The following is a 25,362-nucleotide window of genomic DNA, read 5'->3' as shown; positions in this document are numbered from 1 at the left end:
ATGAGGATTGCATATGTTTACCACTGTATTAATCGCTAACCGCGGCGAAATTGCCTGCCGCGCGATCCGTACCCTGAAACGCCTGGGCGTGACCAGCGTGGCGGTCTATTCCGATGCCGACCGCAATGCGCCACATGTCACCGAGGCCGATCTGGCGGTGGCGCTCGGCGGCGAAAAGGCCGCCGACAGCTACCTGTGCATTGATAAAATCCTCGCCGCCGCAGTGGAAACCGGCGCGCAGGCGATCTATCCCGGCTATGGTTTTCTCTCCGAGAGTGCCGAGTTCGCCGATGCCTGCGAAGCGGCGGGTATCGCCTTTATCGGGCCGACGGCGGCGCAGATCCGTGAGTTCGGCCTGAAGCACCGGGCGCGTGAGCTGGCGGCGGTGGCGCAGGTGCCGATGACGCCGGGCACTGGCCTGCTGGACAGTATTGAGGAAGCGGTCACTGCCGCCGCACGGATTGGCTACCCAGTCATGTTGAAAAGCACCGCCGGCGGTGGCGGCATTGGCCTGACACGCTGCGACGACGAAGCGGTGCTGCGCGAAGCTTACGACAGCGTAAAGCGGCTGGGTGAGCAGTTCTTCCGCGACTCCGGGGCTTTTATCGAGCGCTTTGTCGATCAGGCGCGCCATGTGGAAGTGCAAATCTTTGGCGACGGCCAGGGCCGGGTGGTGGCGCTTGGTGAACGCGATTGCTCGTTGCAGCGCCGTAACCAGAAGGTGGTGGAAGAAACCCCGGCGCCGAACCTGCCGGCGGCGACCCGTCAGGCGCTGCATCAGGCGGCGGTAGCGCTGGGTGAATCGGTGAATTACCGCAGCGCCGGCACCGTGGAATTTATCTACGACGGCGCGCGCGACGAGTTCTATTTCCTCGAGGTAAACACCCGCTTGCAGGTGGAACATCCGGTGACCGAAATGGTGACCGGGCTGGATCTGATCGAATGCATGTTGCAAGTGGCGGCGGGCGATGCGTTGGACTGGGCGGCGCTGCAACGCGCACCACAGGGGGCCTCGATCGAGGTGCGCATCTATGCCGAAGATCCGCTGAAGAATTTCCAGCCCAGCCCCGGCGTGCTGACCGAGGTGCATTTCCCGGAAAATGTGCGCGTCGACGGCTGGGTGGCGACCGGCAGTGAAGTGTCGGCATTTTACGACCCGATGATCGCCAAACTGATCGTCCACGGCGAAGATCGCCAACAGGCGCTGGAGAAAATGCGCGCGGTGCTCGGCGCTACCCGTTTGCACGGCATCGCCACCAACCTCGATTACCTGCGTCAGGTGATCGCCACGGCGCAATTCCAGAGCGGCGAAGTCTGGACCCGCATGCTGGACAGCTTCCGTTTCCAGCCCAGCAGTATTGAAGTGCTGCAACCGGGCACCTACAGCAGCGTGCAGGATTACCCGGGCCGTCTTGGCTATTGGGATATCGGCGTGCCGCCTTCCGGGCCGATGGACGATTTCGCTTTCCGGCTGGCCAACCGCATTGTCGGCAACGACCCGAGCGCCGCCGGGCTGGAGTTTACTTTGCAGGGGCCGACCTTGCGCTTCCACTGCGACGCGATCATCGCCCTGACCGGCGCCGACTGCCCGGCGAACCTGGATGGGGAAGCGGTAGCCTACTGGCAGCCGGTGGCGGTTCGCGCCGGGCAGGTCCTGAGCTTGGGCCGCGCCGCGCACGGTTGCCGCACTTATCTGGCGGTGCGTAATGGGTTCGACGTGCCGGTGTATTTGGGCAGCCGTTCGACCTTCGCCCTTGGGCAGTTTGGCGGCCACGCCGGGCGCACCCTGCGGGTCGCCGATATGCTGGCGGTATCCCAGCCTGCGCTGGCGGCCAGCACCACCCCGGCCCCCATCGCGGCGCCGCAGGCGATGGACGACAGCCTGATCCCGCAATACGGCAGCCTGTGGAACATCGGCGTGCTCTATGGCCCGCACGGCGCGCCGGACTTCTTTACCCCGGAGTCGATCGACACCTTTTTTGCCGCCGAATGGCAGGTGCACTACAACTCTAACCGGTTGGGCGTGCGCCTGTCGGGGCCGAAACCCGGCTGGGCGCGGCAGGACGGCGGGGAGGCCGGGCTGCACCCTTCTAACGTACATGATTGCGAGTACGCCATCGGTTCGATTAATTTCACCGGTGATTTCCCGGTGATCCTCACCCGCGACGGGCCGAGCCTCGGTGGTTTTGTCTGCCCGGTGACCATCGCCAAAGCCGAGCTGTGGAAGGTGGGCCAGGTGAAGCCGGGCGACCGCATCCGCTTCCATCCTATCGGTTTCAAACAGGCGCAATCGCTGGAGCAGGCGCAGCTTGGCAGCATCGAAGCGCTGGCGGCGGTGAAGGCGATAACCCTGCCGACGCCGGATCTGACGCCGGGCGCCACGGCTTCTGCGGCTATCGTCGCCGCGTTGCCGGCCGGGGAGGGCCGCCCCTCGGTCGTCTATCGCCAGGCCGGGGACGGCTACATTTTGATGGAGTACGGCGACAACCTGCTCGATCTGGCGTTGCGGCTGCGTATTCATCTGCTGATGCAATCGCTCAAACAGGACGCGATCCCCGGCGTTGAGGAACTGGCACCTGGTGTGCGTTCGCTGCAGATCCGTTACGACAGCCGCACTATCGGCCAGGCCGATTTGCTCCAGCGCCTGCTGGCGCGTGAACAGGCGCTGGGCGACGTCAGCCGCCTGAAGGTGCCGACGCGCACGGTTTATCTGCCGATGGCGTTTGAAGACTCCGCCACCCTGGGCGCGGTGGAGCGTTACAGCCAGACGGTACGCAGCTCTGCGCCCTGGCTGCCGAACAACGTCGATTTTATCCAGCGCATCAATGGCCTCAGCCACCGCGAACAGGTACGCGACATTATCTTCGACGCCAGCTATTTGATCCTCGGGTTGGGCGATGTCTATCTCGGCGCGCCCTGCGCGGTGCCGATTGATCCGCGCCACCGGCTGCTCAGCTCCAAATACAACCCGGCGCGCACCCACACCGCCGAAGGCACGGTCGGTATCGGCGGCATGTACATGTGCATTTATGGCATGGACTCGCCGGGCGGCTATCAGCTGGTCGGGCGTACGCTGCCGATCTGGAACAAATTCCTCAAAAACCCGCAGTTCAACGCCGGTGAGCCCTGGTTGCTGCACTTCTTCGATCAGGTGCGTTTCTACCCGGTCAGCGAGCAGGAGCTGGATGAGCAGCGCGAGGCATTCCGTGAAGGGCGTGCGCAGGTCCGCATCGAAAACAGCGAATTCGACTTTGCCGAGTACACCCGTTTTCTGGCGGACAACGCCGAAGACATCGCCGCATTCCAGCAGCGCCAGCAGCAGGCATTCAGCCATGAAGTGACGCTCTGGCAGGCGCAAGAGAGCGAGGCCGAGGCGCAATTGCTGCCGCCGCAGAGCGATGAGGAAGAGGTCGACGGCTATCTGGTCAGCGCCGATCTGAACGGCAACGTGTGGAAGATCCTGGTGGAGCCGGGGCAGACGGTAGAAGCCGGCCAGCCGCTGATTGTGGTTGAGGCGATGAAAATGGAACTGGCGGTCACCGCGCCGCGCGCCGGGATCATCAAACGCATCAGTTGCCAGCAAGGGCGGCCGGTGGGGCCAGGCGATGCTTTGCTGTGGCTGGAACACGCCAGCTGAGCATCGTGGCTTCAGCCTGTTTCAGGATTTAACGCAGGGGCGCCGCATGCTGCGCCCGGCAAGAGGAAAACTATGCAAATCACCAATAACCGCAGCAAGGCGCGGCCGGAGGGGCTGGCGGAGCGTATCTACCTCCAGCTCAAGGATGACATCTTTGATTTTCATCTGCTGCCGGGCGATCGCTTCAGCGAAAACGAAGTGGCGTTGCGCATGGACGTCAGCCGTACGCCGGTACGTCAGGCGCTGTTCTGGCTCGAGCGCGAGGGCTACGTCGAAGTGCATTTTCGCAGCGGCTGGCAGGTGCGCCCCTTCGATTTCGACTACTTCGAGCAACTCTACGATCTGCGCATCGTGCTGGAGTGCGAAGCGGTTAAACGGCTGTGCGCACGCCCGGCGGGAGACGTGCCGCTGCCATTGGCGGCGCTCAACGGCTTCTGGATCGACGAGCCGCGGCTGGAGGACGGCAAAACCGTCTCGCTGCACGACGAGCAGTTCCATATGACGCTGGTGGAGGCGGCGGGCAATGGGGAAATGGCGCGCATTCATCGCGACCTGACCGAGAAGATCCGCATCATTCGCCGGCTGGACTTCACCCAGGGAACCCGGGTCGAGGCCACCTACAACGAACACGCCGCCATTCTGCGGGCGATCTTGCAACACCAGACCGAGGAGGCGCAAACGCTGCTCAGCAACCACATTGCCGTCAGTAAGGCGGAAGTACGGAAAATAACCCTGCATATGTTGCACCAGGCGCGTCTTCATACCCCAGACAGCCCTGCGTGAATTTTTCTGAACCTGTTTTCCAACACACATCAGGAGTTTTAATTATGCAACGTCGTCACTTTATAAAAGCTTTTGCGTTGTCCGCCACCGTGATCGGCATGGGCATGGCCTGGAGCGCGCAGGCGGCCGATACCATTAAAGTCGGCATTCTGAGCTCGCTGTCGGGCACCATGGCCATCTCTGAAACGCCGCTGAAGGACGTGGCGCTGATGACCATTGATGACATCAACGCCAAGGGCGGCGTGCTGGGCAAAAAACTCGAGCCGGTGGTGGTGGACCCCGCTTCCAACTGGCCGCTGTTCGCCGAAAAGGCGCGCCAGTTGCTGACCCAGGACAAAGTGGCGGCGGTGTTCGGTTGCTGGACGTCGGTCTCGCGCAAATCGGTGTTGCCGGTGTTTGAAGAACTGAACGGGTTGCTGTTCTACCCGGTGCAATACGAAGGGGAAGAGATGTCGCCAAACGTGTTCTACACCGGCGCCGCCCCTAACCAGCAGGCGATCCCGGCGGTGGAATACCTGCTGAGCGAAGACGGCGGCTCGGCCAAGCGCTTCTTCCTGCTGGGTACCGACTATGTGTATCCGCGCACCACCAACAAGATCCTGCGCGCCTTCCTGCACACCAAAGGGATCCAGGACAAGGACATCGAAGAGGTCTATACGCCGTTCGGCTACAGCGATTATCAGACCATCGTCGCCAACATCAAGAAATTCTCCGCCGGCGGCAAAACCGCAGTGATCTCCACCATCAACGGCGACTCCAACGTGCCGTTCTACAAAGAGCTGGCCAATCAGGGCATCAAGGCGACCGACGTGCCGGTGATCGCCTTCTCGGTGGGTGAAGAAGAACTGCGCGGCATCGACACCAAACCGCTGGTGGGCAACCTGGCGGCCTGGAACTACTTCGAGTCGGTGGATAACCCAACCAACAAGCAGTTCGTCAGCGAATGGAAAGCCTACGCCAAGGCGCACAACCTGCCGAACTACGCCACTGCCGTAACCAACGACCCGATGGAAGCCACCTATGTCGGCATCCATATGTGGGCACAGGCGGTGGAGAAAGCCGGCACTACCGACGTCGACAAGGTACGCGCGGCGATGGCAGGGCAGACCTTTGCCGCACCGTCGGGCTTCACCCTGACCATGGACGCCACCAACCACCACCTGCACAAACCGGTGATGATCGGTGAGATTGAAGGCAACGGCCAGTTCAACGTGGTGTGGCAGACCGACGCCCCGGTGCGCGCGCAGCCGTGGAGCCCGTTCATCGCCGGCAACGACAAAAAGCCGGATCACCCGGTAAAAGGCGGCAAGTAACCGTCGCATTCCCGTAGGGGCGCCGCAGGCTGCGCCCGTCGTAACGGTAGGGGCCGGGTATACCCGGCCCCTACAGAGGAGGCCGCTGATGCAATCCCCATTCTTGTTCCATTTCCGCTCCTGGTTTTGGTTGCTGTGCTGCCTGCCGATGTTCGCGCAGGCGGGGCCGGCCGATGACTTTGCTGCGGCCAACCGCACGCAGCAGGCCAGGTTGTTGCAGGCGTGGGCGACCGCGCCGGACGCTGCGCGCCTGCCGTTATTGCAGGGGCTGAAGCAGGAAAACGTGGTGATCGACGAGGCCAAACATGCCTTTATCCAGCAGGGCGAAGCTTATCGCCCGCTGGATGGCGTTGCCCCGCCGGTCGGCACACCGAAAAAAGTGTGGTTGAACAACCGGCTGCGCATTCTGATCGCCAACGCACTGTCGGCGCATCGGCTGGTTAGCGACGATCCTGCGGTGCGTTTACAGGCGGCGCAGGCCCTGCAACGCGAGGCGCAAAGCGATCAACTGCCGCTGCTGGCCCAGCGGCTGGCGCAGGAAAAAAACACCCAGGTGCATGATGCGTTGAGCATTGCGCTGGCGAATCTGCAATTGGCCGACGCCAACCCGCAGGTGCGCCTCAACGCCGTGCGGCTGCTGGGCAGCTCGGGCTCGCCAGAGACGCAGCCAAGGTTACAGGCATTGACCGACGCCGCCCACGAACCGGACGCCGCAGTGCGTGCCGAAGCCTTGAAAAGCCTGACCAGCGTGAAACACCGGCTGATGATTGGCGATCTGATCGGCCAGGCGTTTACCGGCCTTTCGCTCGGTTCGATCCTGCTGCTGGCGGCGCTCGGGTTGGCGATTACCTATGGGTTGCTGGGGGTGATTAACATGGCGCACGGCGAAATGCTGATGCTGGGCGCCTACTCGGCCTACCTGGTTCAGGGGCTGTTTCAACAGTTTGCGCCGCAGTGGCTGGCGCTGTATCCGTTGGTGGCGCTGCCGGTGGCGTTTGCCATTACCGCCTGCATCGGCATGGCGCTGGAGCGCACGGTGATCCGTCATCTGTACGGCCGGCCGCTGGAAACCCTGCTGGCGACCTGGGGCATCAGCCTGGTGCTGATCCAGGGGGTGCGGGTGCTGTTCGGCGCGCAAAACCTGGAGGTTGCCAACCCGGCCTGGCTGTCGGGCGGCATTCAACTGCTGCCTAACCTGGTGCTGCCGTGGAACCGCATCGCGGTGATTGTGTTTGTGGTGCTGGTGCTGGCGCTCACCTGGTTGCTGCTGAACAAAACCCGGCTTGGCATGAACGTGCGCGCCGTGACGCAGAACCGTGCGATGGCCGCCTGCTGCGGCGTGCCCACCGGGCGTGTCGACATGCTGGCGTTCGGTCTGGGATCCGGCATCGCCGGGTTGGGCGGGGTGGCGTTGTCGCAACTGGGCAATGTGGGGCCGGAGCTGGGCCAGGGCTATATCATCGACTCGTTCCTGGTGGTGGTGCTCGGCGGTGTGGGGCAACTGGCCGGCACCGTGGTGGCGGCCTTTGGTCTCGGCATCGTCAACAAAATTCTTGAACCGCAGATTGGCGCCGTGCTGGGTAAAATCCTGATCCTGGCGTTGATTGTTCTATTTATTCAAAAACGTCCTCAGGGGCTGTTCGCCTTCAAGGGCAGGGTGATCGACTGATGAGCCAACCATTAACTCTCACCGGCGTGCAGAAGGCACCCCGACTGGCGCTGGGCATCGGCGGGCTGGCGTTGCTGGCGCTGTTAATCATGCCGTTTCTCGCACTGTTGCCGGCGGACCATCCGTTGGCGATCTCTACCTATACCCTGACGCTGGCGGGCAAAATCCTGTGCTACGCCGTGGTGGCGGTGGCGCTCGATTTGGTGTGGGGCTATGCCGGGCTGCTGTCGCTGGGGCACGGGCTGTTTTTCGCTCTCGGCGGCTATGCGATGGGCATGTATCTGATGCGCCAGGCGGCGGGAGACGGCCTGCCGGCGTTCATGTCATTTCTGTCGTGGAGTGAGCTGCCCTGGTTCTGGAGCGGCACCCAGTATTTCGCCTGGGCGCTGTGCCTGATGATATTGGTGCCCGGCGTGCTGGCCTTTGTCTTTGGCTACTTCGCCTTCCGTTCAAAAATCAAGGGCGTCTATTTCTCGATCATGACCCAGGCGCTGACCTACGCCGGCATGCTGCTGTTCTTCCGTAACGAAACCGGCTTTGGCGGCAATAACGGCTTTACCGGTTTCACCACGCTCCTGGGATTCCCGATTACCGCCACCGGCACGCGGGTGGCGCTGTTTCTGGCGACGGTGCTGCTGCTGGCCGCCAGCCTGGCTATCGGCTTCGCCCTGGCGCGCAGCAAGTTCGGCCGGGTGCTGACCGCCGTGCGCGATGCGGAAAACCGCCTGACGTTCTGCGGTTACGATCCCAAAGGCTTCAAGCTGTTTGTCTGGACGCTGTCGGCGGTGCTGTGCGGGCTGGCCGGGGCGCTGTATGTGCCGCAGGTGGGCATTATCAACCCGGGCGAGATGTCGCCGACCAACTCGATCGAAGCCGCTATCTGGGTGGCGCTGGGCGGCCGCGGCACGCTGGTGGGCCCGCTGCTCGGCGCCGGTATTGTTAACGGCGCCAAGAGCTGGTTCACCGTGGCGATCCCGGAATACTGGCAATTCTTCCTTGGCCTGATGTTTATCCTCGTCACGCTGTTCCTGCCGAAAGGGGTTATCGGCCTGTTGCGCAAGGGGAAACCGCAATGAATTCGCTGCAAATGACCGACGATCTGTTTACCCAGCCGCTGCCGGCCGACAGGCACCGCCAACAAACCGACCCGGTGCTGGTGCTCGATAACATCAACGTCAGCTTCGACGGCTTTCGCGCGCTGAGCGATCTTTCACTGCAGATCGGCGTGGGTGAGCTGCGCTGCGTGATCGGGCCCAACGGCGCGGGCAAAACTACCTTGATGGATGTGATCACCGGCAAAACCCGGCCGGATAGCGGCAGCGTGTTTTACGATCAAACCGTCGATCTGACCGCGCTGGACCCGATGCAGATAGCCCAGGCCGGCATTGGCCGCAAGTTCCAGAAACCGACGGTGTTCGAAGCGCTGACGGTGTTCGAGAACCTGGAGATCGCGCAGAAAACCCAGAAGTCGGTGTGGGCCTGCCTGCGTGCCAGGCTGAGCAGCGAACAGCGCGATCGTATCGATGAAATGTTGCAAACCCTGCGGCTGAGCCACGAACGGCACCGGCCTGCCGGGCTGCTGTCCCACGGGCAGAAGCAGTTTCTCGAGATCGGCATGCTGCTGGTGCAGGAGCCGCATTTGCTGCTGCTCGACGAGCCGGCGGCGGGCATGACCGATGCGGAAACCGAGTACACCGCCGAGCTGTTTCGCTCGCTGGCGGGCAAGCATTCGCTGATGGTGGTGGAGCACGATATGGGGTTTGTCGAAACCATCGCCGACCACGTCACCGTGCTGCATCAGGGCCAGGTGCTGGCGGAAGGTTCACTGGCGCAGGTGCAGGCCAATGAGCAGGTGATCGACGTGTATCTGGGACGCTGAGGAGTCGCTATGTTGCAAGTAAACGAACTGAATCAATACTACGGCGGCAGCCATATTCTGCGCGGCCTGTCGTTTGAGGCCAATATCGGCGAAGTGACCTGCCTGCTGGGGCGCAACGGCGTGGGCAAGACTACGCTGCTGAAATGCCTGATGGGGCTGATCCCGGCCAAGAGCGGCACCATCCATTGGCAGGGCAGCGTGATCAACGGCAGAAAACCGCATCAGCGGGTGCAGGCGGGCATGGCCTATGTGCCGCAGGGGCGGGAGATCTTTCCACGCCTGACGGTGGAGGAGAATCTGCTGATGGGATTGGCGCGCTTTTCCGGCGCCGAAGCACGCAGCGTGCCGGAGAACATCTATGAGCTGTTCCCGGTACTGCGGCAGATGAAGGATCGGCGCGGCGGCGATCTCTCCGGCGGGCAGCAACAGCAATTGGCGATTGGCCGCGCATTGGCCTGCCGGCCGCAGTTGTTGATCCTCGATGAGCCGACGGAGGGGATCCAACCTTCGGTGATCAAAGAGATTGGCGCGGTGATCAAACAGCTGGCGGCGCGTGGCGACATGGCGATCCTGCTGGTGGAGCAATTCTACGACTTCGCCGCCGAGCTGGCGGACAGCTATCTGGTGATGTCGCGTGGCAGCATCGTACAGCGCGGCGCCGGCAGCGCGATGGAGCAGGACGGGGTGCGCGGGCTGGTGGCGATCTGAGTTTTGTTAACGGGTTGGGGGTTTATTTTGAGGCTGGACGTTGAGAGTAACCTTTCAATTTATCCATGAACACATCACGATCCCATTCTACGGCATCACCGCTATTTTCACCTTCGGCGATCAAGCGGCGTAGCTCTTCCAGCTTCGATGCTGCCGTACGTTCACGCAGGGTACGTACCGATTCGCGGATGACTTCGCTGGGGGTGCGGTAGTCGCCGCTGGCTACCAGGCCTTCGACAAAACTACGCAGCTCTTCACCCAGATCTACCGTTAGTGTTCTGCCCATTGTGAGCCTCCGTCAAAGGTGTCTACTGTTGTAAGATTAATTCTTACACTATATTCGTTAAGATACTCCAGCAAGTTACCGACTGTAAACCGCAGTCATCTCGGGAATTGGGTATGCACATAAAATAATTAAGGATAATTATGAACGAAGTCACGGTATCACGCCTGTCTTGCATCGTCCTGTCGCTGTTCCCGGCCCTGTGGGGCATCTTCAGCCTGTTGAACAATACGGCGGATTTTGCCGGAACCGCCCGCCATGCCGTAGCGCCGCTGCTCAGTATGCAGGATACCTATCAGGTGCCTGGGTTGATGTGGCGCGCCGTTACCGCGCCCTGGGCCGGGATGGTCGGGTTGGCGCTGATTACCCTGCTGGAATCCCTGGCCGGCATAACGGCAGCCTTTGGCATGGTATTGATGGTGAAACACCTGGGCCACCCTTATGCGGCGTTTGCCAAAGGCAAGGCCTGGGCGATGCTGGGCGCGCTTTGCGCGATCGCGGTGTGGGGCCTCGGTTTTATGGTGGTGGCCGGCGACTGGTTTATGGCCTGGCAGGCCAGGGACAACCCGCTGGCGGTGCAGTTGGGCGCGCTGCTGTATATGTTGCCCAACGCGCTGGCGTTGATGTTGTTGATGGTGCAACGGGACGCGCGCTGAGCCGGCAGCCAGGCGGGCGAGTGATTAAACTGCGGCAATCCTCGCGAAATTGTTGCCAAATGCTAACCTGCCGCCCACTGTCACATTTCGTTCATAACTGTGTCCTAGCATAATGACTCTTAAATAAATTTATAACAAATCAATAAGTTAAAATTTTATAGGGAAGGCACATGAGCGATAAACCGCATAACGATCTGCCGCCGTCCGCCGGCGACAACGAGCAACAACCCGCTAACCCGGCGCGCCGCCGTTTTCTGGCGGGGGCGACGGCGCTGAGCGTCGGCGCCACCCTTGCGCCGCTGGCCAATGCAGCCGGTGAAGGCAATAAGAAACTGCTGTTGAGCGGCCTGCCGGAAGGTGCGCAAAACCCGCTGCTGCGCCGCCATGTGAAAAACGTGGTGGTGATCTATGCCGAGAATCGCAGCTTCAATAACCTGTTCGCCAATTTCCCCGGCGTGGAAAAACCGCTGTCGGCGCTCAAGCCCGAAGAGTACCAGCAGCGTGACCGCGACGATCGGCTGCTGGATACGCTGCCGCCAATCTGGAAAGGGTTGGTACCGAAGGCGCAGGAAGTCGGGCACGTTAATTACAGCATTGGCGAGGATGCGGTATTCACCAATCAGTTGCCGAATCAGCCGTTTGTCTTGACCGGGCCGCAAGGGGAGAACCTGCCGCACGGCGTGGTGACGCGTGATCTGTGGCACGTGTTCTATCAAAACCAGATGCAGATCAACGGCGGTAAAAACGACAAGTTTGTCGCCTGGGCGGATTCCGGCGCGCTGACCATGGGCTACTACGGTGACGGCGCCTATAACCTGCGGCTGTGGACGCTGGCGCAGGAATTTACCCTGTGCGACAACTTTTTCCAGGGCGCCTTTGGCGGCTCCTTTCTCAATCATCAGTATCTGGTCTGCGCCCGCCCGCCGTTTTACCCCGACGTACAAAACTCTATCGCCAAAGAGGGCATTGCCCAGCTTGAAAGCGATGACGCGGCCGACCCGCGCCTGAAGCCGCTGGGCGATTCGCCGGTCAGTGCGTCGTTCGGCATCCCGCTGTTTGGCAAGAGCCTGCTGACGCCGGACGGCTATGCGGTAAACACCATGGCGCCGCCGTATTGGCCGTCGTGGACCCGGGATGAAAAAGACCCTACGCTGGCGGATGCCGCCCAGCCCAATGTGTTGCCGCCGCAAAAGCACCTGCACATCGGCGACTTGCTCAATCAGAAGGGCGTCGACTGGGCGTGGTACGCCGGCGGCTGGCAGTATGCGCTGGACAACCGCAAGGATCAGGGCGATTTCCCCGGCGCGCCGGACTTCCAGTATCACCATCAGCCGTTCAATTACTTCGAAAATCTGGGGCCGGGCAACCCACAGGCACGCGAAGCCCATTTGCGCGACGGCGGCATTGGCGACTCACCTGCCACCAACGCCTTTTTGGCGGCGGTAGAGGCAGGTACGCTGCCGCCGGTGACTTTCTACAAGCCGCAAGGCAACCTCAATATGCATGCCGGCTATTCCGATGTGGAAGCCGGCGATCGTCATATCGCCCACATCATCAACAGCCTGCGTAACGGCCCGCAGTGGAACAACAGCGTGGTGGTGATCACCTTCGACGAAAACGGTGGCTGGTGGGATCACGTTGCGCCGCCGCAGGGCGATCGTTGGGGGCCGGGATCGCGCATTCCGGCGTTGATCATCTCGCCGTTCGCCCGTAAAGGCTATGTCGATCACAAGGTATACGATACCGGCTCGATCCTGCGCTTGATCAGCCGGGTATTCGATCTGCCGACGCTGGAAGGGGTGGCCGAGCGCGATAAAGCGATGGCGGCACGCGGCCAAAAGCCGCTGGGGGATTTGACCGACGCGCTGGAGTTTCCGGCCTGATAGGGCGGGGCAAGCGCTGTGTTTACAGCGCTTTGTTCATATACCAGATGCCGATGGAACCTTGCGCGCTGGTGTAGCAGGTCTCGCCGCAAAGGCTCAGCCCCTGGCGCTGATAAAAACGCTGGGCGCTGGTATTGCGTTGCAACACCTCCAGCCACAGCATGGGTTGTTGCCTTTCTACAGCCCGTTGCTGTACCTGCTCAAAGAAAAGTTGGCCGTAACCCCGGCCGGCGTATTCCGGCAGAAAATAGATTTTCTGCAGCTCTGCACCGGTGGTTTGCGTCGGCGCCAGCAGGCTGTTGAAATTCAGCCGCGCATAGCCCACCAGATCCTCGCCTTCATAACCCAGCAGCCAGCAAACTTCCGGATCCTGCAGCGTTTTTTCTAACGCCTCAACCGCAAAATCCTGCGCCAAGAAAGCGTCCATTTCTTCTTTATAGTGCCAAAGTTCGCCGAAATGCGCCTGATAGGTACGAATGCCGACATCGCGAACCAGCAATAAATCACCGATCAAAGCCTGGCGGATAGTGAACATAGGGGCCTCATTGTGGGTTATGGCCAGAATACTGGCGATAGGTTGGTGGTGAAAATTTAGACACTCAATTCCATACGAGATATACTCAATATACTCAATATCTGTATATGGAGGCAGTATGACGACTAAAGAACAGACTCATCGCCGTTCAGGCTATGGCATTTCAATGCAAATGCTGACTGCCGATCAGTTACAGCATCTTAAACCGGGTAAGCACACGACTCGGTATTTGGTTATTGAAGTCGATGCCGGGAACAATAAAGCAAAACGCGGTGATAAGGATACTGCCAGGAATGCGGCGTTGCGGGAAAAATTAGTAGCCATTGTAAACGACCCTACCCTGGATCCCCGCGCGGCAATGCAAATGTTGGAGATTGCTAGGGAGGTGGGGATGAAACGGCCAGTAGCAGAAGAGCCTGTTGAGACGTCTCCTATTGGTGGAGGATCAAAAGCCAGTATTTTTGATGGTTTTGAAGCATTCCGTGGCAGAAATGAAGTCAGAAAACAGGATCTTCGTCAGTACATACTGGCAGATTCCACCTGGCTGACCTCATCCGATCTTTCCGATAAGGCCGGGTTCAGCAACCGTAATCGCAGTGCCGGCCCGAACGGGTGGAAGCAGCGCGGAAAAATTTTCGCGATCAACGTTGAGGGCCATGATCGTTATCCTGCTTACGCTCTTGATGAGGCTTATCAGCCGCTAAAAGTCCTTAAAGAGATATTGAGCATTTTTGAGGGAACAAAAAGCCCATGGTCAATGGCAAGTTGGATGGGGACGGCAAACGGCTGGCTTGACGGGAAAAAACCTAAAGAACTCTTGCAGAAAGATCCCGCTGCCGTTTTGCATGCTGCTCGTAAAGAGAAGGAGGGGGCACAGCATGGCTGATGATTTGGTGCCACCGGCTGCAAAGATCAATATCAATAAGCGTATTTTAGAGGCAGGGACGCCGCTTTATCGTATTCATAGGGAAAAATATGCCGGTGACGCCTTTAATGCCAGCAGACAAGGAGACGCGCGATTCAGCCCGATAGTTAATGAGGACAGCCGAGTCATTGCCACGGCTTATGCCGGTGACAGCACCAAGGTAGCCTTTTGTGAAGTCCCGTTACACGATGTTGATTTTTCTCAAGTAAAAGTTGAGTTCGCTACTGCACGGCTTGCAGGGCTGGTTCACACCGAACTGGTGGTCAATAAGGCATTGGAATTGGCCGAACTGGATCAACCCGGTTTAGCCAAGATGCGGGCATCAAAAAAGGTAACCCATTGCGATGCTGCACAGTATGGCGTTACCCGTCAATGGGCTGAGGCTATTCACAAACAGTATAAAGAAGTTCAGGGGCTGGTCTGGCCATCAAAACAGCATCCTGGCAATGCATACGTGTTTTTTGGCGATCGCTTGAGCGAAAATGCATTCTCTATTGTGGGGGAAACCCTGCCTGTAACGGATAGAAAAGTGGTAATACATCTCCTGCAACTGGCGGATCAAATGGGGATTACCCTCCTGGAAGAGGAGTGATTTAACGCAGACTTTGCACAGCCTACCGGATCTGTAGAGTAATGCCTTCTGTCGTCCATTTTTGTCAAGTTTCCAGCCCGCAGTAGTGATTCACCCGTCAAGATGCTTCGGCGTTTCCCGGCGGAACCCCAGCCCGATAATACGGCCGAACAGGTGCGGCAGCCAGCGGCTGTTGCCGACGCGGGTCATCAGGCTGGAACTGCCGCCGGTGCGGCGTTTTTTCGGCCTGCGTTGGCTCATCTTGATCTGCAGGAATTGGGTGGCTTTGGTGGGGAAATTGCGCCGGCGCTGTACCTGCTGCAGGTGTTTCAGTTGCAGGCTGTGGCTGCGCAGCGGAGGAATGATGCTGTTGGCGGTGGCGACCGCATCCTGAATCGCCAGATTCACCCCGACACCGCCAATCGGCGACATGGCGTGTGCGGCGTCACCGATGCACAGCACGCCGGGTTTGGCCCAGCTGTCGAGCCTGTCGATGCGAATGCTCAGTAGCTTTACCTGTTGCCAGCTTTGGATGTCCTGCAGGCGATCGTCCTGAAACGGCGCCACTTCGGCGATGTGCAGCAAAAACCTCTCCAGGCCGTCTTGCTGAATTGCCTCGAAACTGCCTTTATCGATGGAATATCCGCACTGCCAATATTCGCCCCGGTCGATCATGATGAAGTTCTGCTTCGGGCCGGTGTGGCCCATGGACCAGGCTGGATCGCCGGGTTTTTTATCGAGCTTCAGCCACAGCACATCGCGCGGCGAGCCAAACGCGCGGCTGCCGAGCGCCGCTTGTTCGCGCACCACCGAGTTGCGCCCGTCGGTACCGACCACCAACTGGCAGCGCACGCGGATCGGGCCTTCGGGGGTATCCGCCAGCACGCCGCATACCTGACCGCGATCGTACAGCAACCGGTGCGCCTGCGCCGATTTGATCAGCGTGAATTCAGGAAAGGCCGCCGCCTTTTCCGCCAGAAAATTGAGAAACTCCCACTGCGGCATGAACGTGATAAATTTGCAGCGCGTCGGTAGCCGGGTGAAGTTTGCCAGCGTGATATCGCGACCGGCGATCTCGGCCTGCAGCGTCTCCGCGCGTTGGTGCGGCAACGCCAGCAGCTCATCGAGCAGGCCAAGCTGATGCATGATTTCCAGCGTGGAAGGGTGAAGAGTATCGCCGCGAAAATCTCGCAGGAAATCGGCGTGTTTTTCCAGCACCGTTACGTTAATCCCCGCCCGCGCCAGCAGGTAGCCGAGCATCAGCCCGGCGGGGCCACCACCGACAATGCAGCAAGAGGTGGCGTAAGGTGTGATAGGCGACTGTGACATAGCGGTTGGCCCTGACGATCCGCATCCTGCGGATCCTGATTGAATGACTTTATTTGATAATGATTATCAATATCAAGTCTGACTGTCAACCCGCGGTGCTGTGTGGTCAAAGGGGGCGGAAAGGTGGCCAACCCGGTAGCATTGGGTGCCGGGTTCCCGCGCCGGCGGCAGTTCCCGCCACAGATGCAGCCGCACCAGCTGCCAGGCAGCGGGATCAAACGCCACTATACTGGCCAGGGCGGCGGGATCGGCCAGCTGCTGGCGGCGCAACGCAGCCAGATCGCTGTAAGGCGCAATCGGCAGCGTTTGGCGCGTGGCGCAGGTGGCTTCGGCGAGCCTTTGGCGGTCAAAATGTGCCAGCCACGGCAACCAGTGAGTCACCTGCGGCCAGCCAAAGGCCTGGCTTACGCCCCTGAAGCCGTCGCCGGTCAGAAAATCGCTCATGCCGGCGCTGCTGTTCCACAGATAAAACGGCGCATAGAGATTTTCGCCGCTGTGCTCACCTTTCTGTGCATAGAGATAGGCTTTAATCAATAACTGCGGGCAGTTATCCAGCAGGTGGCCAAAACGGCCGATGCGGTCGCGGATAATCGCCATATCGTAATCGGCGGGCAGAGCGAAGTTGTATTGCATGGCAAGCATGATGATTCTCCTGAAAGGCATTGACCCGGCGAGCATGACACGCCATCTTTATCAGTAAAATCGGCATTATTTTGATTAATGGTTCTTGAAAACGGGATGGTCAGCATGGGGCGAGTCACCTTCGATCTCGACGATCTGCGCAGTTACGTTACCGGCATTGAGCTGGGCAGTTTCGCCAGGGCGGCGGAACGGCTGGGGCGATCGACCTCGGCGGTTAGCGCACACCTGAAAAAACTGGAGCAGCAGATCGGCGCGCCGATCTTGCGAAAATCCGGGCGGGGTATGGTGATGACCGAGGCCGGTGAAACGCTGTTGGGCTACGCCCGTCGGCTGCTGGAACTGAACGACGAGGCTGCCGCTGCGGTGCGCGGGCTGGATTTGCAAGGAACCGTGCGGCTTGGGTTGCAGGAAGACTTCGGTGAAACCTTTTTGCCCCAGGTGTTGGGTAGTTTTGCTCGTGCCCATCCGAAGGTGCGCATAGAGGCGCGTATTGCCCGCAACGCCGAATTGATTGACTGGGTGCTGAAAGGGCAACTGGATTTGTCACTGGCGTGGGACGGCGGCATCAGCACGCCGTTTCAGCAGGATTTAGGCCAGCGCAAGATGCACTGGATCGCCTCGCCGAACTTTGATCTGAGCCAGTGGCAGGGCGGCGATGAACCCTTGCCGCTGGTGATGTTCGATGCCCCCTGCCTGATGCGCAGTGCGGCCACCAACGCGCTGGATCGCGCCGGTATCGCGTGGCGTATCGCCTTCACCAGCCGCAGCCTGAACGGCGTCTGGGCGGCGGTCAGCGCTGGGCTGGGGGTCACCGTACGTACCGACGCCGGGCTACCTTCGGGATTACTCCGTCTGGCACCCGGCGCTTTGCCGGCGCTCAGTCACATCGGCGTGGTATTGCACCGCGCCGAAGAAAACCCCTCTGCGGCTATTGGGCGGCTGGCGCAGATCGTGGCCGAACGGATCGACGGCTAGTCCTGTTCGATCGGTTGATTGCCGCTCAGCGCACCCCATTCGGTCCAGGCGCCGTCATACAGCTTCACCTGCGGGGCATCGAGCGACAGCAGGCCAAACGCCAGCACCGCGGCGGTGACGCCGGAGCCGCAGCTGGTGACGATCGGCCCGTTGATGTCCACCCCTTTATCGCTGAAGGTTTTCTTCAGCGCGTCCAGCGATTTGAAGTGGCCGTTTTCCAGCAGTTCGCCGTAAGGAATATTGATGCTGCCGGGGATATGGCCGCGATGCAGCCCTGGGCGCGGTTCTGGCGCTTGGGCGTAAAAACGCGGCGCGGCGCGGGCGTCCAAAATCTGTACTTCCGTGTTCAGCGCCTGCTCCACCTGTTGCATATTCACGACTGCGTCGGCGTTGAAGCGGGCGTTAAAAGTTTGAGGTTCAGGCTGTGCCGGGCCTGTTTCCAGTGCCTGGCCCAATGCGCTCCAGCCGTTCAGGCCTTCGTCCAGCACGTAAACCTGCTGCGCGCCAAAGTTACGGAAGGTCCACCAGCCGCGCGGTGCGGAAAACTGATTGCCCTCGTCATAAAACACGATGGTGTGCTTATCGTTGATGCCCAGCTTGCCTGCCGCCGCGCTGAATGCTTCCGCCGTCGGCAACATGTGCGGCAGGGCGGTGTTTTTGTCGGCTACGTCGTCGATATCAAAGTACACCGCACCCGGGATATGGCCGCGTTCAAACTCGGCGATCATATCCTTTTTCGGCACCAGGCCGACCGGGGACATCCTGACATCAACCACCACCAGATCTTCATCGTTGATATGCTGCGCAAGCCATTGTGGAGTAACCAGAAACGGAGAGTTCATCGCTATTGTTCGCCTGTTGTGAAAACGGATTTTCACTATACACCAGCGGGCAGGAGGATGAGGTAAGATGATTGGCAAACGGGCGGAGAATCATGAGGCCTAATGGAGAACAACAGCTTCGGCGGCGCCAAAATCGCGCTGCTGTGCGGCGATAGCCTGCTGACCTATCGGCGTGATGACAAAACCGGTATCCCCTGGCCCGGCTGCTGGGATCTGCCCGGCGGCGGGCGTGAGGGCGATGAAACGCCGCTGCAATGCGTGCAACGGGAAACCTTCGAGGAATTTGGCCTGCGCATTGCCGCTCGGCAGGTGAACTGGCAACAGCGCTATGACGGCATTCTGGCCGGCTATCCGCCCACCTGGTTTATGGTGGGCGAAATCACGCAGGCGCAAATTGCCGCCATCCGCTTTGGCGATGAGGGGCAATGCTGGCAGATGATGGTCATCGACCGCTTTATCGACCATCCGCAGGGCATTTCGCACCTGCAGCAGCGGCTGGCGGCGTATCTGCGCCGCTAGGTCTGCTCCACCGTCTCAACCCGGGCGATCAGCGCCGCGAGCTGGCGATCGGAAAACACTTCAATGCCATGCCGGCGCAGCAATTCGGCGGTAACGCCGCTGCCGGGTTTGGTCTGGCCGCTGAACGAACCGTCGTAGATGAACTGGCTGCCGCAGGACGGGCTGCCGTCGGTGAGCAGCGCAAAACGGCAGTCGTGCCGCCGTGCGGTTTCCAGCGCCAGATGGGCACCAAGCAGATAGCTGTCGGTGACGTCGTTGCCGCCGGCCTCCATCACCCGCGCCTGCTGGGCGAGCACGGTGGCGCCATTGGCGGCCGGGGTAATTTCTGCGTTGGGGCGCGGGGTGGAAAAACCGGCGGCCAACTCCGGGCAGCAAACCACCAGGCGGCCTTCGCGCTGCCAGCGTTGCAGGGTCGCGTTGACCAGCGGTTTGTCGGAGCCGTTATAGCGAACTTTAAAACCGGCCAGGCAGGCGCTGAATAAAATCTTTGACGGCATGATCTCTGTCTTCTGTCACAGGGGCGAAAGCGCGGGCAAACAGCCCGCACGCGCGGCTTTAACATAGCAGAATCATACCGCCGATGGCAGCGCCAACCGGTTAATCTCTGCCGGTTCGATGATTAGCAGCGGCGTCGTATGCCTCGCAACCGCCAGCATCGCCAGCCCGATCCTTTCGGTCGTGGTGACCTGCTTGGGGAAGAGCCGCAAGGCACCCAGCCACAGCGGTTTAAATAGCGTATACAGCAAATGATAAGCACGTGTTTTGGAACGGATGCCGTGTAGCGGAATGATAGCGCCAGGGCGGAACATCACCGCACGGAACGGCAGCGCCAGCAGGGCGTTTTCGGTCGCCCCCTTGACCCTGGCCCACATGCTGCGGCCCTGTTCGCTGCTGTCGGTTCCGGCGCCGGAAACGTAGATAAAAGTCATGGCCGGGTTCAGCCGCGCCAGTGGACGGGCGGCGGCCAGCGTCAGATCGTAGGTCACCGCGCGATAGTCGGCTTCGCTCATGCCGAAAGACGAGATACCGAGGCAAAACAAACAGGCGTCATAGCCGGCGAACTGCGGTTCCAGCGCCGACAGGTCGTTGAGGGCGGACGTCGTCAACTGCCTGAGTTTGGCGTGGCTTTGCGTCAGCGGGCTGCGGCCGACGCTGAGCACTTCTGTGACCTGCGGGTCGAGCAGGCATTCGCGCAACGCACCCTGGCCGACCATACCGCTGGCACCAAAGATTATCACTCTCATCATCTGTTCTCCTGACTGGCGGTCACGCGCCGGCTGCGCCAACGGTTAGGCGTTTGCGATTCCCACTGCATAAAGGCGCGGCTGAACGAATTCAACTCTTCAAATCCCAGCACGAAGGCAATCTCGCCCGGCTCCAGATCGGTGTCTGACAGCAGGTGGCAGGCGGTGCGGTGGCGGGTTTTGTCCAGCAATTGCTGATAGCTGTAGCCCTGTTGCTGCAGCCGTCGTTGCAGGGTACGCGGGCTGATGTACAGTTCGGCGGCCACGCTGTTCACGCTGGGCCGTTGCCCGCGCATGCTGCGGGCGAGGATCGCCATCACCTGTGCAGGCAGGCTGTCATCCTGCTGCGCTCTGGCCAGCTCGGCTTCCAGGCCGGGCAGCAAAACGGCCAGACTGTCCTGGTTATAGGTAATAAACGGCTGCTTCATCAGCGCGCGGTCGAACACCAGCACGTCCAGCGGCGCGTTGAAATGGATCGGGCAGGAAAAATAGCGCAACAGCGGGGAAGCGGGATCCTGGCGGCGCGTCAGTTCGATAGCCCGGGGCTGGATCGCCATGCCGGTACCACGGCGGCACAGGGTAGTGATGTAGGCAAACATGGTGTCAATCAGCAGATCGGGGGCGTGGCCTTCGGCCATAAGCCAGCGGGTATGCAGCCGCACGCCATGGCCGTGTTCCGTCAGCACCAGTTCCTCCGGGCACACCAGCCGATTATAGCGGGCCACCTTCTGCAAGGCTTCCCCTAAGGTGGCGGAATGCAGCGCCGCGACCGAGGCGATATCGTAGTGCTCCGGGGCCACGTCGCCGCCGAGGCGTAAACCGAATGCGGCATCAGTGGTCAGTCTGGCGAGCTCGCGCCAGATTTCAAAATACTGGTGGGTGGAAAGCCTGGCTTTTTCGCGTCCGTCGCTGAGCAACCCGCCGGGAAGGCCGGCCAGTTGGCTAACCTGTTCAATATCCACCCCCAGCGCCGCGAAGCGAATCGCCAGCGCGCCGGAAACCGGAATTTGATCGCTGCTCATGATGATTCCTTTGGCTGCCTGTTGAGAAAGGCTCCAGTGTAAAAGGTTAGGGCAGGCGCGGATAATCCGATTGCGACAAGCTTTACTCCCGCAGCGCCTGGGCGCTTTCGATGCCGGCTACCGGCGCCAACAGCAGACTTTGGATGGTCTCGCCGACCCGGCGAACCGCCTGTTCAATCTCTGGCGTCAGTTTCGGGGCGTAGTTGATGCGCAGGCAGTTACGGTATTTGCCGGAGGCGGAAAAAATGCTGCCGACGGCGATCTGGACGCCCTGTTGCTCCAGATAGCGGTTCAGCCTCAGGGTATCAAATTCGTCGTCCAGCTCAATCCATAGCATGAAACCGCCGCGCGGCTGGCTGACGCGGGTGCCGGGCGGGAAATATTTCATGATCCAACCGGTCATCCGATCGCGGTTTTGCTGATAGCGGGTACGCATGCGCCGCAGATGCTGCAGGTAATGGCCGTGGCGGATAAAGTCGGCAATCGCCAACTGCGGTTGGGTGGCGGTGGAGCCGGTGCCGATATATTTCATGTGCAGCACACGCTCCAGATAGCGCCCGGGGGCAATCCAGCCGATGCGCAGGCCGGGCGCCAGCGTTTTGGAGAAGGAGCTGCACAGCAGCACGCGGCCATCGTCGTCGAAGGACTTGATGGTGCGCGGCCGCGGATACTGGTAGGCGATGTCGCCGTAGACGTCATCTTCGATGATCGCCACATCATGGCGCTGCGCCAGCGTCAGTAAACGCTGCTTGCGCGCCTCGGGCATGATGTAGCCCAGCGGGTTGTTGCAGTTGGGCGTCAGCAGAATTGCCTTGATCGGCCACTGGTCCAGCGCCATTTCCAACGCTTCCAGGCTGATGCCGGTCAGCGGATCGGTAGGGACTTCCAGCGCTTTCATGCCCAGCCCTTTCAGCGTTTGCATGGTGCCGTGAAAACAGGGGGAGTCCACCGCCACAATGTCCCCCGGCTGGCACACGGCGCGCAGCCCGGCGGACAGCGCCTCATGGCAACCTGTGGTGATCACCAACTGATCGGCGCTTATCTGGCAGCCGGAATCCAGCAGCAGGCGGGCGATTTGCTCACGCAATCCCATCACGCCCTGAATATTGTCGTAATACAGGCTGCGCAGATCGCCGTGGCGGCCCATATGCCCCAGCGCCTTCACCAGCGGTTTCAGCGTCGGTTCGCTGATATCCGGCATGCCCCGCCCCAGCTGTACCAAGTCTTCACGCGGTTTGGTGCGGATCAGTTCCAGCACCTGTTCCCACTGCGAAATGTCCACCGGCCGCTGCACCGGGCGGGTGACGGCAGGCAGTTCGGCTAAGGTGCGCAAGCCCCGCACGAAGTAGCCCGATTTCGGCCGTGCTTCCACCAGTTGGCTCTCTTCCAGCAGGCGGTAAGCCTGTTGCACCGTGCTGATGCTGACGCCGTGTTCCTGGCTCAGCATGCGTACCGACGGCAGGCGGTCGCCGGCGGGATAAAGCCCCTGTTCGATGCGTTGGCTAAGGATGGCGGCCAGCGTGGCGTAGCGTGTCATACAGATACCCAAAATGAGAGTGAATGGGAAAATAACCGGCACAGATGGGATTAAATTAGACCATTCAGATACGCAGAGACAGCTTTTGTATGGAAAAAATACCCCTGACTTGAATCTGTACCGTTTTTCACCCGCGCCGCATCATGAACGTCGAGGCTAAACCGAAGGAGAACGCAATGATGACCCTGTTTGCAGATGGCGCGCCGGCGCAAAGCCGGTTACTCTTTTTCCGTTGGCGTTTGTACTTGCAACGCCACCGCACGCGTAAATCGCTGTTGCTGCTGGACGACGCGCAGTTGGCGGATGTCGGTCTGACGCGCGCCGATGCGCAACGGGAAGGGCGCAAACCTTTTTGGCTGGGATAATAAGGAAACGGCATGCTGAAGTTATTGGGTAAGGCGTCATCGATTAACGTGCGCAAGGTGCTGTGGACCTGCCATGAACTGGATGTGGCATTGCAGCGGGAGGATTGGGGCAGCGGTTTTCGCTCCACCCAGGAACCGGCGTTTTTGGCGCTTAACCCCAACGGGTTGGTGCCGGTACTGATCGACGGCGAGCGGGTGCTGTGGGAATCCAATACGATTTGCCGCTACCTGGTGGGCCGTGAAGGGCGCCAGGATCTGCTGCCGCTGGAGCCGGGCGCGCGTGCCGGGGTCGAGATGTGGATGGACTGGCAGGCTACCGATCTGAACAACGCCTGGCGCTATGTGTTCATGTCGCGGGTGCGCCAGGATGCCGCTTATCAGGATCAGGCCCGATTGGCGGACGCCGAAAGGGAGTGGAACCGGCTGATGGGCATACTGGAGCAGCACCTGGCGCAGGGCCAGGCTTATATGGCCGGTGCGGCTTTTAGCCTGGCGGACGTGGTGATAGGGCTGTCGTTGAACCGCTGGTTGATGACGCCGTTCTCGCGCCCGGATTACCCGGGGCTGAATGCGTATCTGCAACGGCTTAAGCAACGGCCGGGGTTCTTGCTGTATGGCGCCAACGGTTTGCCGTGATATGAAATAAAATATCCATTTTATTCGTGCGTTCTTCACTGCCGGGTGCAGCGTATCGCGATCGTCGCGCCGTTGCATCATAGCCTGCAGGGTTTCATGAACGGCATCACGGATATGAGTTTTATTTTTCTCCTGACTTGTTATTGAAATTTATATTCCATATAACCTTGTATCAGATGGCGCGTTTCATTAAGCGGCGCGCCGGTCATATTATGGATATCGGCAGGGGAGAAGGTGATGAAACAGGTACGCGTTGGGTTAATCGGCACCGGCTACATTGGGCGTTGCCACGCTATTGCTTATGCGCAGGCGGCCACGGTATTTCCACTGAAAGGCGAACTGGTGCTGGAAATGCTGGCGGAAGTGACGCCGGAGTTGGCGCAACAGCGCGCCGCCGAATTTGGTTTCTCACGCTCTACCGGCGACTGGCGGCAGTTGGTGGCGGATCCGGCTATTGATGTGGTGGATATCTGCGCGCCAAACTTCTTGCACAAGGAGATGGCGCTGGAGGCGATCCGCCACGGCAAGCATGTTTATTCCGAAAAACCGCTGGCGCTGGACGCCAATGATGCCGCCGAAATGGTGCAGGCCGCCCGCGCCAAAGGGGTTAAAACGCTGGTGGGTTTCAACTACATGAAGAATCCGACCAGCCAACTGGCGCGCGAAATTATCGCCAACGGCGAGATTGGCGAGGTGGTGCATTTCTACGGCACCCACAATGAGGACTATCTCGCCGATCCGCGCACCCCGATAGACTGGCACTGCCGCAAGGCCAGCGCCGGATTGGGCGCGCTGGGGGATCTGGCGGCGCACATCGTCAACATGGCGCATTACCTGGTGGGCGATATCGTGGCGGTCTCCGGCGACATGCAGACCATCATCAAACGGCGGCCGGATGCCAAAGACCCGACGGTGATGCACGACGTGGAAAACGAAGATCAGGCCAGTGCGCTGGTGCGTTTTGCCGGCGGCGCCATGGGCACTATTGAAACCTCGCGCATTGCCTGCGGGCGCAAGATGGGGCTGACCTACGTGGTGACAGGCACCAAAGGCACGCTCAGCTACACCCAGGAGCGGATGGCGGAACTGAAGCTGTATCGTCATGACGAACCGGCAGAGCGGCAGGGCTTCAAAACGCTGCTGGTGGGGCCGAAGCACCCGGACTACGCGGCATTTTGCATCAGCGCCGGGCACGGCATCGGTTTTAACGATCAGAAAACCGTGGAGATCCGCGATCTGGTCAACGGCATTGCCGCCGGCGACCGCATGTGGCCGGATTTCGAGGAAGGCTGGAAAGTGTCCTGCGTGCTGGATGCGATAGCCGCCTCCGCCGAGCAGCGTCGCTGGCTCGATATCAATCGCGACTAGGCGGCGGGTTATGGCGCACTCAGGCTGAAAGCGCCATAGCT

General features: G+C 60.3%; 25 protein-coding genes. 16 read left to right on the top strand and 9 right to left on the bottom strand.

The genetic code is table 11. The features are described from left to right. Positions 1–13 precede the first annotated feature (13 nt). The 7 genes from uca (at position 14) to urtE (ending at position 9,989) form a co-directional block, all read left to right on the top strand. Positions 14–3,637 (top strand): urea carboxylase, encoded by a 3,624-nt coding sequence (gene uca / locus SPL01S_RS17445; protein ID WP_063201634.1) that lies wholly within the window; start codon positions 14–16, stop codon positions 3,635–3,637. Between the two features lie 72 nt (positions 3,638–3,709). Then, positions 3,710–4,420, top strand: a complete 711-nt coding sequence (locus SPL01S_RS17440) for a GntR family transcriptional regulator (RefSeq protein ID WP_063201630.1) — start codon at positions 3,710–3,712, stop codon at positions 4,418–4,420. Between the two features lie 44 nt (positions 4,421–4,464). Next, positions 4,465–5,733, top strand: a complete 1,269-nt coding sequence (gene urtA / locus SPL01S_RS17435) for an urea ABC transporter substrate-binding protein (RefSeq protein WP_004942111.1) — start codon at positions 4,465–4,467, stop codon at positions 5,731–5,733. An 88-nt stretch (positions 5,734–5,821) separates the two neighbouring features. After that, positions 5,822–7,402 (top strand): urea ABC transporter permease subunit UrtB, encoded by a 1,581-nt coding sequence (gene urtB, locus SPL01S_RS17430; protein WP_063201625.1) that lies wholly within the window; start codon positions 5,822–5,824, stop codon positions 7,400–7,402. Next, positions 7,402–8,478 (top strand): urea ABC transporter permease subunit UrtC, encoded by a 1,077-nt coding sequence (gene urtC / locus SPL01S_RS17425; RefSeq protein ID WP_063201621.1) that lies wholly within the window; start codon positions 7,402–7,404, stop codon positions 8,476–8,478. The genes urtB and urtC overlap by 1 nt, the downstream gene beginning before the upstream one ends. Next, the gene (urtD, locus tag SPL01S_RS17420; RefSeq protein WP_063201617.1) at positions 8,475–9,281 is read left to right on the top strand and encodes an urea ABC transporter ATP-binding protein UrtD; all 807 of its coding nucleotides are present in this window, start codon (positions 8,475–8,477) and stop codon (positions 9,279–9,281) included. The genes urtC and urtD overlap by 4 nt, the downstream gene beginning before the upstream one ends. Positions 9,282–9,290: 9 nt before the next feature. Then, the gene (urtE, locus tag SPL01S_RS17415; protein WP_062870072.1) at positions 9,291–9,989 is read left to right on the top strand and encodes an urea ABC transporter ATP-binding subunit UrtE; all 699 of its coding nucleotides are present in this window, start codon (positions 9,291–9,293) and stop codon (positions 9,987–9,989) included. A 22-nt stretch (positions 9,990–10,011) separates the two neighbouring features. Here the strand turns inward: urtE and SPL01S_RS17410 are convergent, their stop codons facing one another. Next, the gene (locus SPL01S_RS17410) at positions 10,012–10,275 is read right to left on the bottom strand and encodes a type II toxin-antitoxin system ParD family antitoxin (RefSeq protein ID WP_063201615.1); all 264 of its coding nucleotides are present in this window, start codon (positions 10,273–10,275) and stop codon (positions 10,012–10,014) included. A gap of 140 nt (positions 10,276–10,415) precedes the next feature. Here SPL01S_RS17410 and SPL01S_RS17405 point away from each other — a divergent pair, with 140 nt between their 5' ends. After that, entirely contained in the window at positions 10,416–10,928 is a 513-nt protein-coding gene (locus SPL01S_RS17405; RefSeq protein ID WP_062870076.1) for a DUF2165 family protein, read from the top strand. A gap of 170 nt (positions 10,929–11,098) precedes the next feature. Further along, complete coding sequence (gene acpA, locus SPL01S_RS17400) at positions 11,099–12,811, top strand: acid phosphatase (RefSeq protein ID WP_063201613.1); 1,713 nt, start codon at positions 11,099–11,101, stop codon at positions 12,809–12,811. Positions 12,812–12,833: 22 nt separating this feature from the next. Here the strand turns inward: acpA and SPL01S_RS17395 are convergent, their stop codons facing one another. Beyond that, positions 12,834–13,346: a GNAT family N-acetyltransferase gene (locus tag SPL01S_RS17395; RefSeq protein WP_063201611.1), complete on the bottom strand. Its 513-nt coding sequence runs from the start codon at positions 13,344–13,346 to the stop codon at positions 12,834–12,836. A 118-nt stretch (positions 13,347–13,464) separates the two neighbouring features. Between SPL01S_RS17395 and SPL01S_RS17390 the strand changes: the two genes are divergently transcribed. Both SPL01S_RS17390 and SPL01S_RS17385 read left to right on the top strand, forming a co-directional pair. Then, entirely contained in the window at positions 13,465–14,232 is a 768-nt protein-coding gene (locus SPL01S_RS17390) for a hypothetical protein (RefSeq protein ID WP_063201608.1), read from the top strand. Further along, the gene (locus tag SPL01S_RS17385) at positions 14,225–14,863 is read left to right on the top strand and encodes an RES family NAD+ phosphorylase (RefSeq protein WP_063201606.1); all 639 of its coding nucleotides are present in this window, start codon (positions 14,225–14,227) and stop codon (positions 14,861–14,863) included. The genes SPL01S_RS17390 and SPL01S_RS17385 overlap by 8 nt, the downstream gene beginning before the upstream one ends. A 90-nt stretch (positions 14,864–14,953) precedes the next feature. Here the strand turns inward: SPL01S_RS17385 and SPL01S_RS17380 are convergent, their stop codons facing one another. Continuing rightward, positions 14,954–16,171 (bottom strand): FAD-dependent oxidoreductase, encoded by a 1,218-nt coding sequence (locus SPL01S_RS17380; RefSeq protein ID WP_063201604.1) that lies wholly within the window; start codon positions 16,169–16,171, stop codon positions 14,954–14,956. Positions 16,172–16,243: 72 nt separating this feature from the next. Beyond that, complete coding sequence (locus SPL01S_RS17375; RefSeq protein WP_063201601.1) at positions 16,244–16,813, bottom strand: DUF4865 family protein; 570 nt, start codon at positions 16,811–16,813, stop codon at positions 16,244–16,246. A gap of 105 nt (positions 16,814–16,918) precedes the next feature. On the opposite strand from SPL01S_RS17375, the gene SPL01S_RS17370 reads away from it, so the two are divergent. Then, the gene (locus SPL01S_RS17370) at positions 16,919–17,788 is read left to right on the top strand and encodes a LysR substrate-binding domain-containing protein (RefSeq protein ID WP_063201836.1); all 870 of its coding nucleotides are present in this window, start codon (positions 16,919–16,921) and stop codon (positions 17,786–17,788) included. Here SPL01S_RS17370 and sseA read toward each other — a convergent pair. Then, positions 17,785–18,630, bottom strand: coding sequence for a 3-mercaptopyruvate sulfurtransferase (gene sseA / locus SPL01S_RS17365; protein ID WP_063201598.1), 846 nt, complete (start codon positions 18,628–18,630; stop codon positions 17,785–17,787). The genes SPL01S_RS17370 and sseA overlap by 4 nt on opposite strands. A 102-nt stretch (positions 18,631–18,732) precedes the next feature. Between sseA and SPL01S_RS17360 the strand changes: the two genes are divergently transcribed. Further along, positions 18,733–19,149 (top strand): NUDIX hydrolase, encoded by a 417-nt coding sequence (locus SPL01S_RS17360; RefSeq protein WP_063201595.1) that lies wholly within the window; start codon positions 18,733–18,735, stop codon positions 19,147–19,149. On the opposite strand, the gene SPL01S_RS17355 is transcribed toward SPL01S_RS17360, so the two are convergent. From SPL01S_RS17355 to SPL01S_RS17340, 4 genes are all read right to left on the bottom strand, one after another. Next, a complete protein-coding gene (locus tag SPL01S_RS17355; protein ID WP_063201592.1) occupies positions 19,146–19,646 on the bottom strand; it encodes a 2-thiouracil desulfurase family protein in 501 nt (166 codons plus the stop codon). The two genes, SPL01S_RS17360 and SPL01S_RS17355, sit on opposite strands and share 4 nt — an antisense overlap. Positions 19,647–19,718: 72 nt before the next feature. After that, positions 19,719–20,393: a Rossmann-fold NAD(P)-binding domain-containing protein gene (locus tag SPL01S_RS17350; protein ID WP_063201589.1), complete on the bottom strand. Its 675-nt coding sequence runs from the start codon at positions 20,391–20,393 to the stop codon at positions 19,719–19,721. Next, positions 20,393–21,415, bottom strand: coding sequence for an AraC family transcriptional regulator (locus SPL01S_RS17345; protein ID WP_063201586.1), 1,023 nt, complete (start codon positions 21,413–21,415; stop codon positions 20,393–20,395). The genes SPL01S_RS17350 and SPL01S_RS17345 overlap by 1 nt, the downstream gene beginning before the upstream one ends. A gap of 82 nt (positions 21,416–21,497) precedes the next feature. After that, positions 21,498–22,952, bottom strand: a complete 1,455-nt coding sequence (locus SPL01S_RS17340) for an aminotransferase-like domain-containing protein (RefSeq protein WP_063201582.1) — start codon at positions 22,950–22,952, stop codon at positions 21,498–21,500. A 176-nt stretch (positions 22,953–23,128) separates the two neighbouring features. Between SPL01S_RS17340 and SPL01S_RS17335 the strand changes: the two genes are divergently transcribed. The 3 genes from SPL01S_RS17335 (at position 23,129) to SPL01S_RS17325 (ending at position 25,321) form a co-directional block, all read left to right on the top strand. Next, on the top strand, positions 23,129–23,317 hold the full coding sequence (locus SPL01S_RS17335; protein WP_063201579.1) for a YjiS-like domain-containing protein: 189 nt from the start codon (positions 23,129–23,131) through the stop codon (positions 23,315–23,317). 12 nt (positions 23,318–23,329) lie between these two features. Next, entirely contained in the window at positions 23,330–23,953 is a 624-nt protein-coding gene (locus tag SPL01S_RS17330; protein WP_063201575.1) for a glutathione S-transferase family protein, read from the top strand. Positions 23,954–24,190: 237 nt separating this feature from the next. Then, entirely contained in the window at positions 24,191–25,321 is a 1,131-nt protein-coding gene (locus SPL01S_RS17325) for a Gfo/Idh/MocA family protein (RefSeq protein WP_004942141.1), read from the top strand. Positions 25,322–25,362 lie beyond the last annotated feature (41 nt).

The organism is Serratia plymuthica NBRC 102599 (genome assembly GCF_001590925.1).
Lineage (GTDB): Bacteria > Pseudomonadota > Gammaproteobacteria > Enterobacterales > Enterobacteriaceae > Serratia > Serratia plymuthica.
Note: the sequence above shows the minus strand (reverse complement) of the source record. Positions and strands in the feature narration are given on the sequence as shown.

Bases quoted from the DNA above. Each gene is read 5' to 3' on its own strand.
- uca (WP_063201634.1), top strand. From the start codon at position 14: ATGTTTACCACTGTATTAATCGCTAACCGCGGCGAAATTGCCTGCCGC.
- SPL01S_RS17440 (WP_063201630.1), top strand. From the start codon at position 3,710: ATGCAAATCACCAATAACCGCAGCAAGGCGCGGCCGGAGGGGCTGGCG.
- urtA (WP_004942111.1), top strand. From the start codon at position 4,465: ATGCAACGTCGTCACTTTATAAAAGCTTTTGCGTTGTCCGCCACCGTG.
- urtB (WP_063201625.1), top strand. From the start codon at position 5,822: ATGCAATCCCCATTCTTGTTCCATTTCCGCTCCTGGTTTTGGTTGCTG.
- urtC (WP_063201621.1), top strand. From the start codon at position 7,402: ATGAGCCAACCATTAACTCTCACCGGCGTGCAGAAGGCACCCCGACTG.
- urtD (WP_063201617.1), top strand. From the start codon at position 8,475: ATGAATTCGCTGCAAATGACCGACGATCTGTTTACCCAGCCGCTGCCG.
- urtE (WP_062870072.1), top strand. From the start codon at position 9,291: ATGTTGCAAGTAAACGAACTGAATCAATACTACGGCGGCAGCCATATT.
- SPL01S_RS17410 (WP_063201615.1), bottom strand. From the start codon at position 10,275: ATGGGCAGAACACTAACGGTAGATCTGGGTGAAGAGCTGCGTAGTTTT.
- SPL01S_RS17405 (WP_062870076.1), top strand. From the start codon at position 10,416: ATGAACGAAGTCACGGTATCACGCCTGTCTTGCATCGTCCTGTCGCTG.
- acpA (WP_063201613.1), top strand. From the start codon at position 11,099: ATGAGCGATAAACCGCATAACGATCTGCCGCCGTCCGCCGGCGACAAC.
- SPL01S_RS17395 (WP_063201611.1), bottom strand. From the start codon at position 13,346: ATGTTCACTATCCGCCAGGCTTTGATCGGTGATTTATTGCTGGTTCGC.
- SPL01S_RS17390 (WP_063201608.1), top strand. From the start codon at position 13,465: ATGACGACTAAAGAACAGACTCATCGCCGTTCAGGCTATGGCATTTCA.
- SPL01S_RS17385 (WP_063201606.1), top strand. From the start codon at position 14,225: ATGGCTGATGATTTGGTGCCACCGGCTGCAAAGATCAATATCAATAAG.
- SPL01S_RS17380 (WP_063201604.1), bottom strand. From the start codon at position 16,171: ATGTCACAGTCGCCTATCACACCTTACGCCACCTCTTGCTGCATTGTC.
- SPL01S_RS17375 (WP_063201601.1), bottom strand. From the start codon at position 16,813: ATGCTTGCCATGCAATACAACTTCGCTCTGCCCGCCGATTACGATATG.
- SPL01S_RS17370 (WP_063201836.1), top strand. From the start codon at position 16,919: ATGGGGCGAGTCACCTTCGATCTCGACGATCTGCGCAGTTACGTTACC.
- sseA (WP_063201598.1), bottom strand. From the start codon at position 18,630: ATGAACTCTCCGTTTCTGGTTACTCCACAATGGCTTGCGCAGCATATC.
- SPL01S_RS17360 (WP_063201595.1), top strand. From the start codon at position 18,733: ATGGAGAACAACAGCTTCGGCGGCGCCAAAATCGCGCTGCTGTGCGGC.
- SPL01S_RS17355 (WP_063201592.1), bottom strand. From the start codon at position 19,646: ATGCCGTCAAAGATTTTATTCAGCGCCTGCCTGGCCGGTTTTAAAGTT.
- SPL01S_RS17350 (WP_063201589.1), bottom strand. From the start codon at position 20,393: ATGAGAGTGATAATCTTTGGTGCCAGCGGTATGGTCGGCCAGGGTGCG.
- SPL01S_RS17345 (WP_063201586.1), bottom strand. From the start codon at position 21,415: ATGAGCAGCGATCAAATTCCGGTTTCCGGCGCGCTGGCGATTCGCTTC.
- SPL01S_RS17340 (WP_063201582.1), bottom strand. From the start codon at position 22,952: ATGACACGCTACGCCACGCTGGCCGCCATCCTTAGCCAACGCATCGAA.
- SPL01S_RS17335 (WP_063201579.1), top strand. From the start codon at position 23,129: ATGATGACCCTGTTTGCAGATGGCGCGCCGGCGCAAAGCCGGTTACTC.
- SPL01S_RS17330 (WP_063201575.1), top strand. From the start codon at position 23,330: ATGCTGAAGTTATTGGGTAAGGCGTCATCGATTAACGTGCGCAAGGTG.
- SPL01S_RS17325 (WP_004942141.1), top strand. From the start codon at position 24,191: ATGAAACAGGTACGCGTTGGGTTAATCGGCACCGGCTACATTGGGCGT.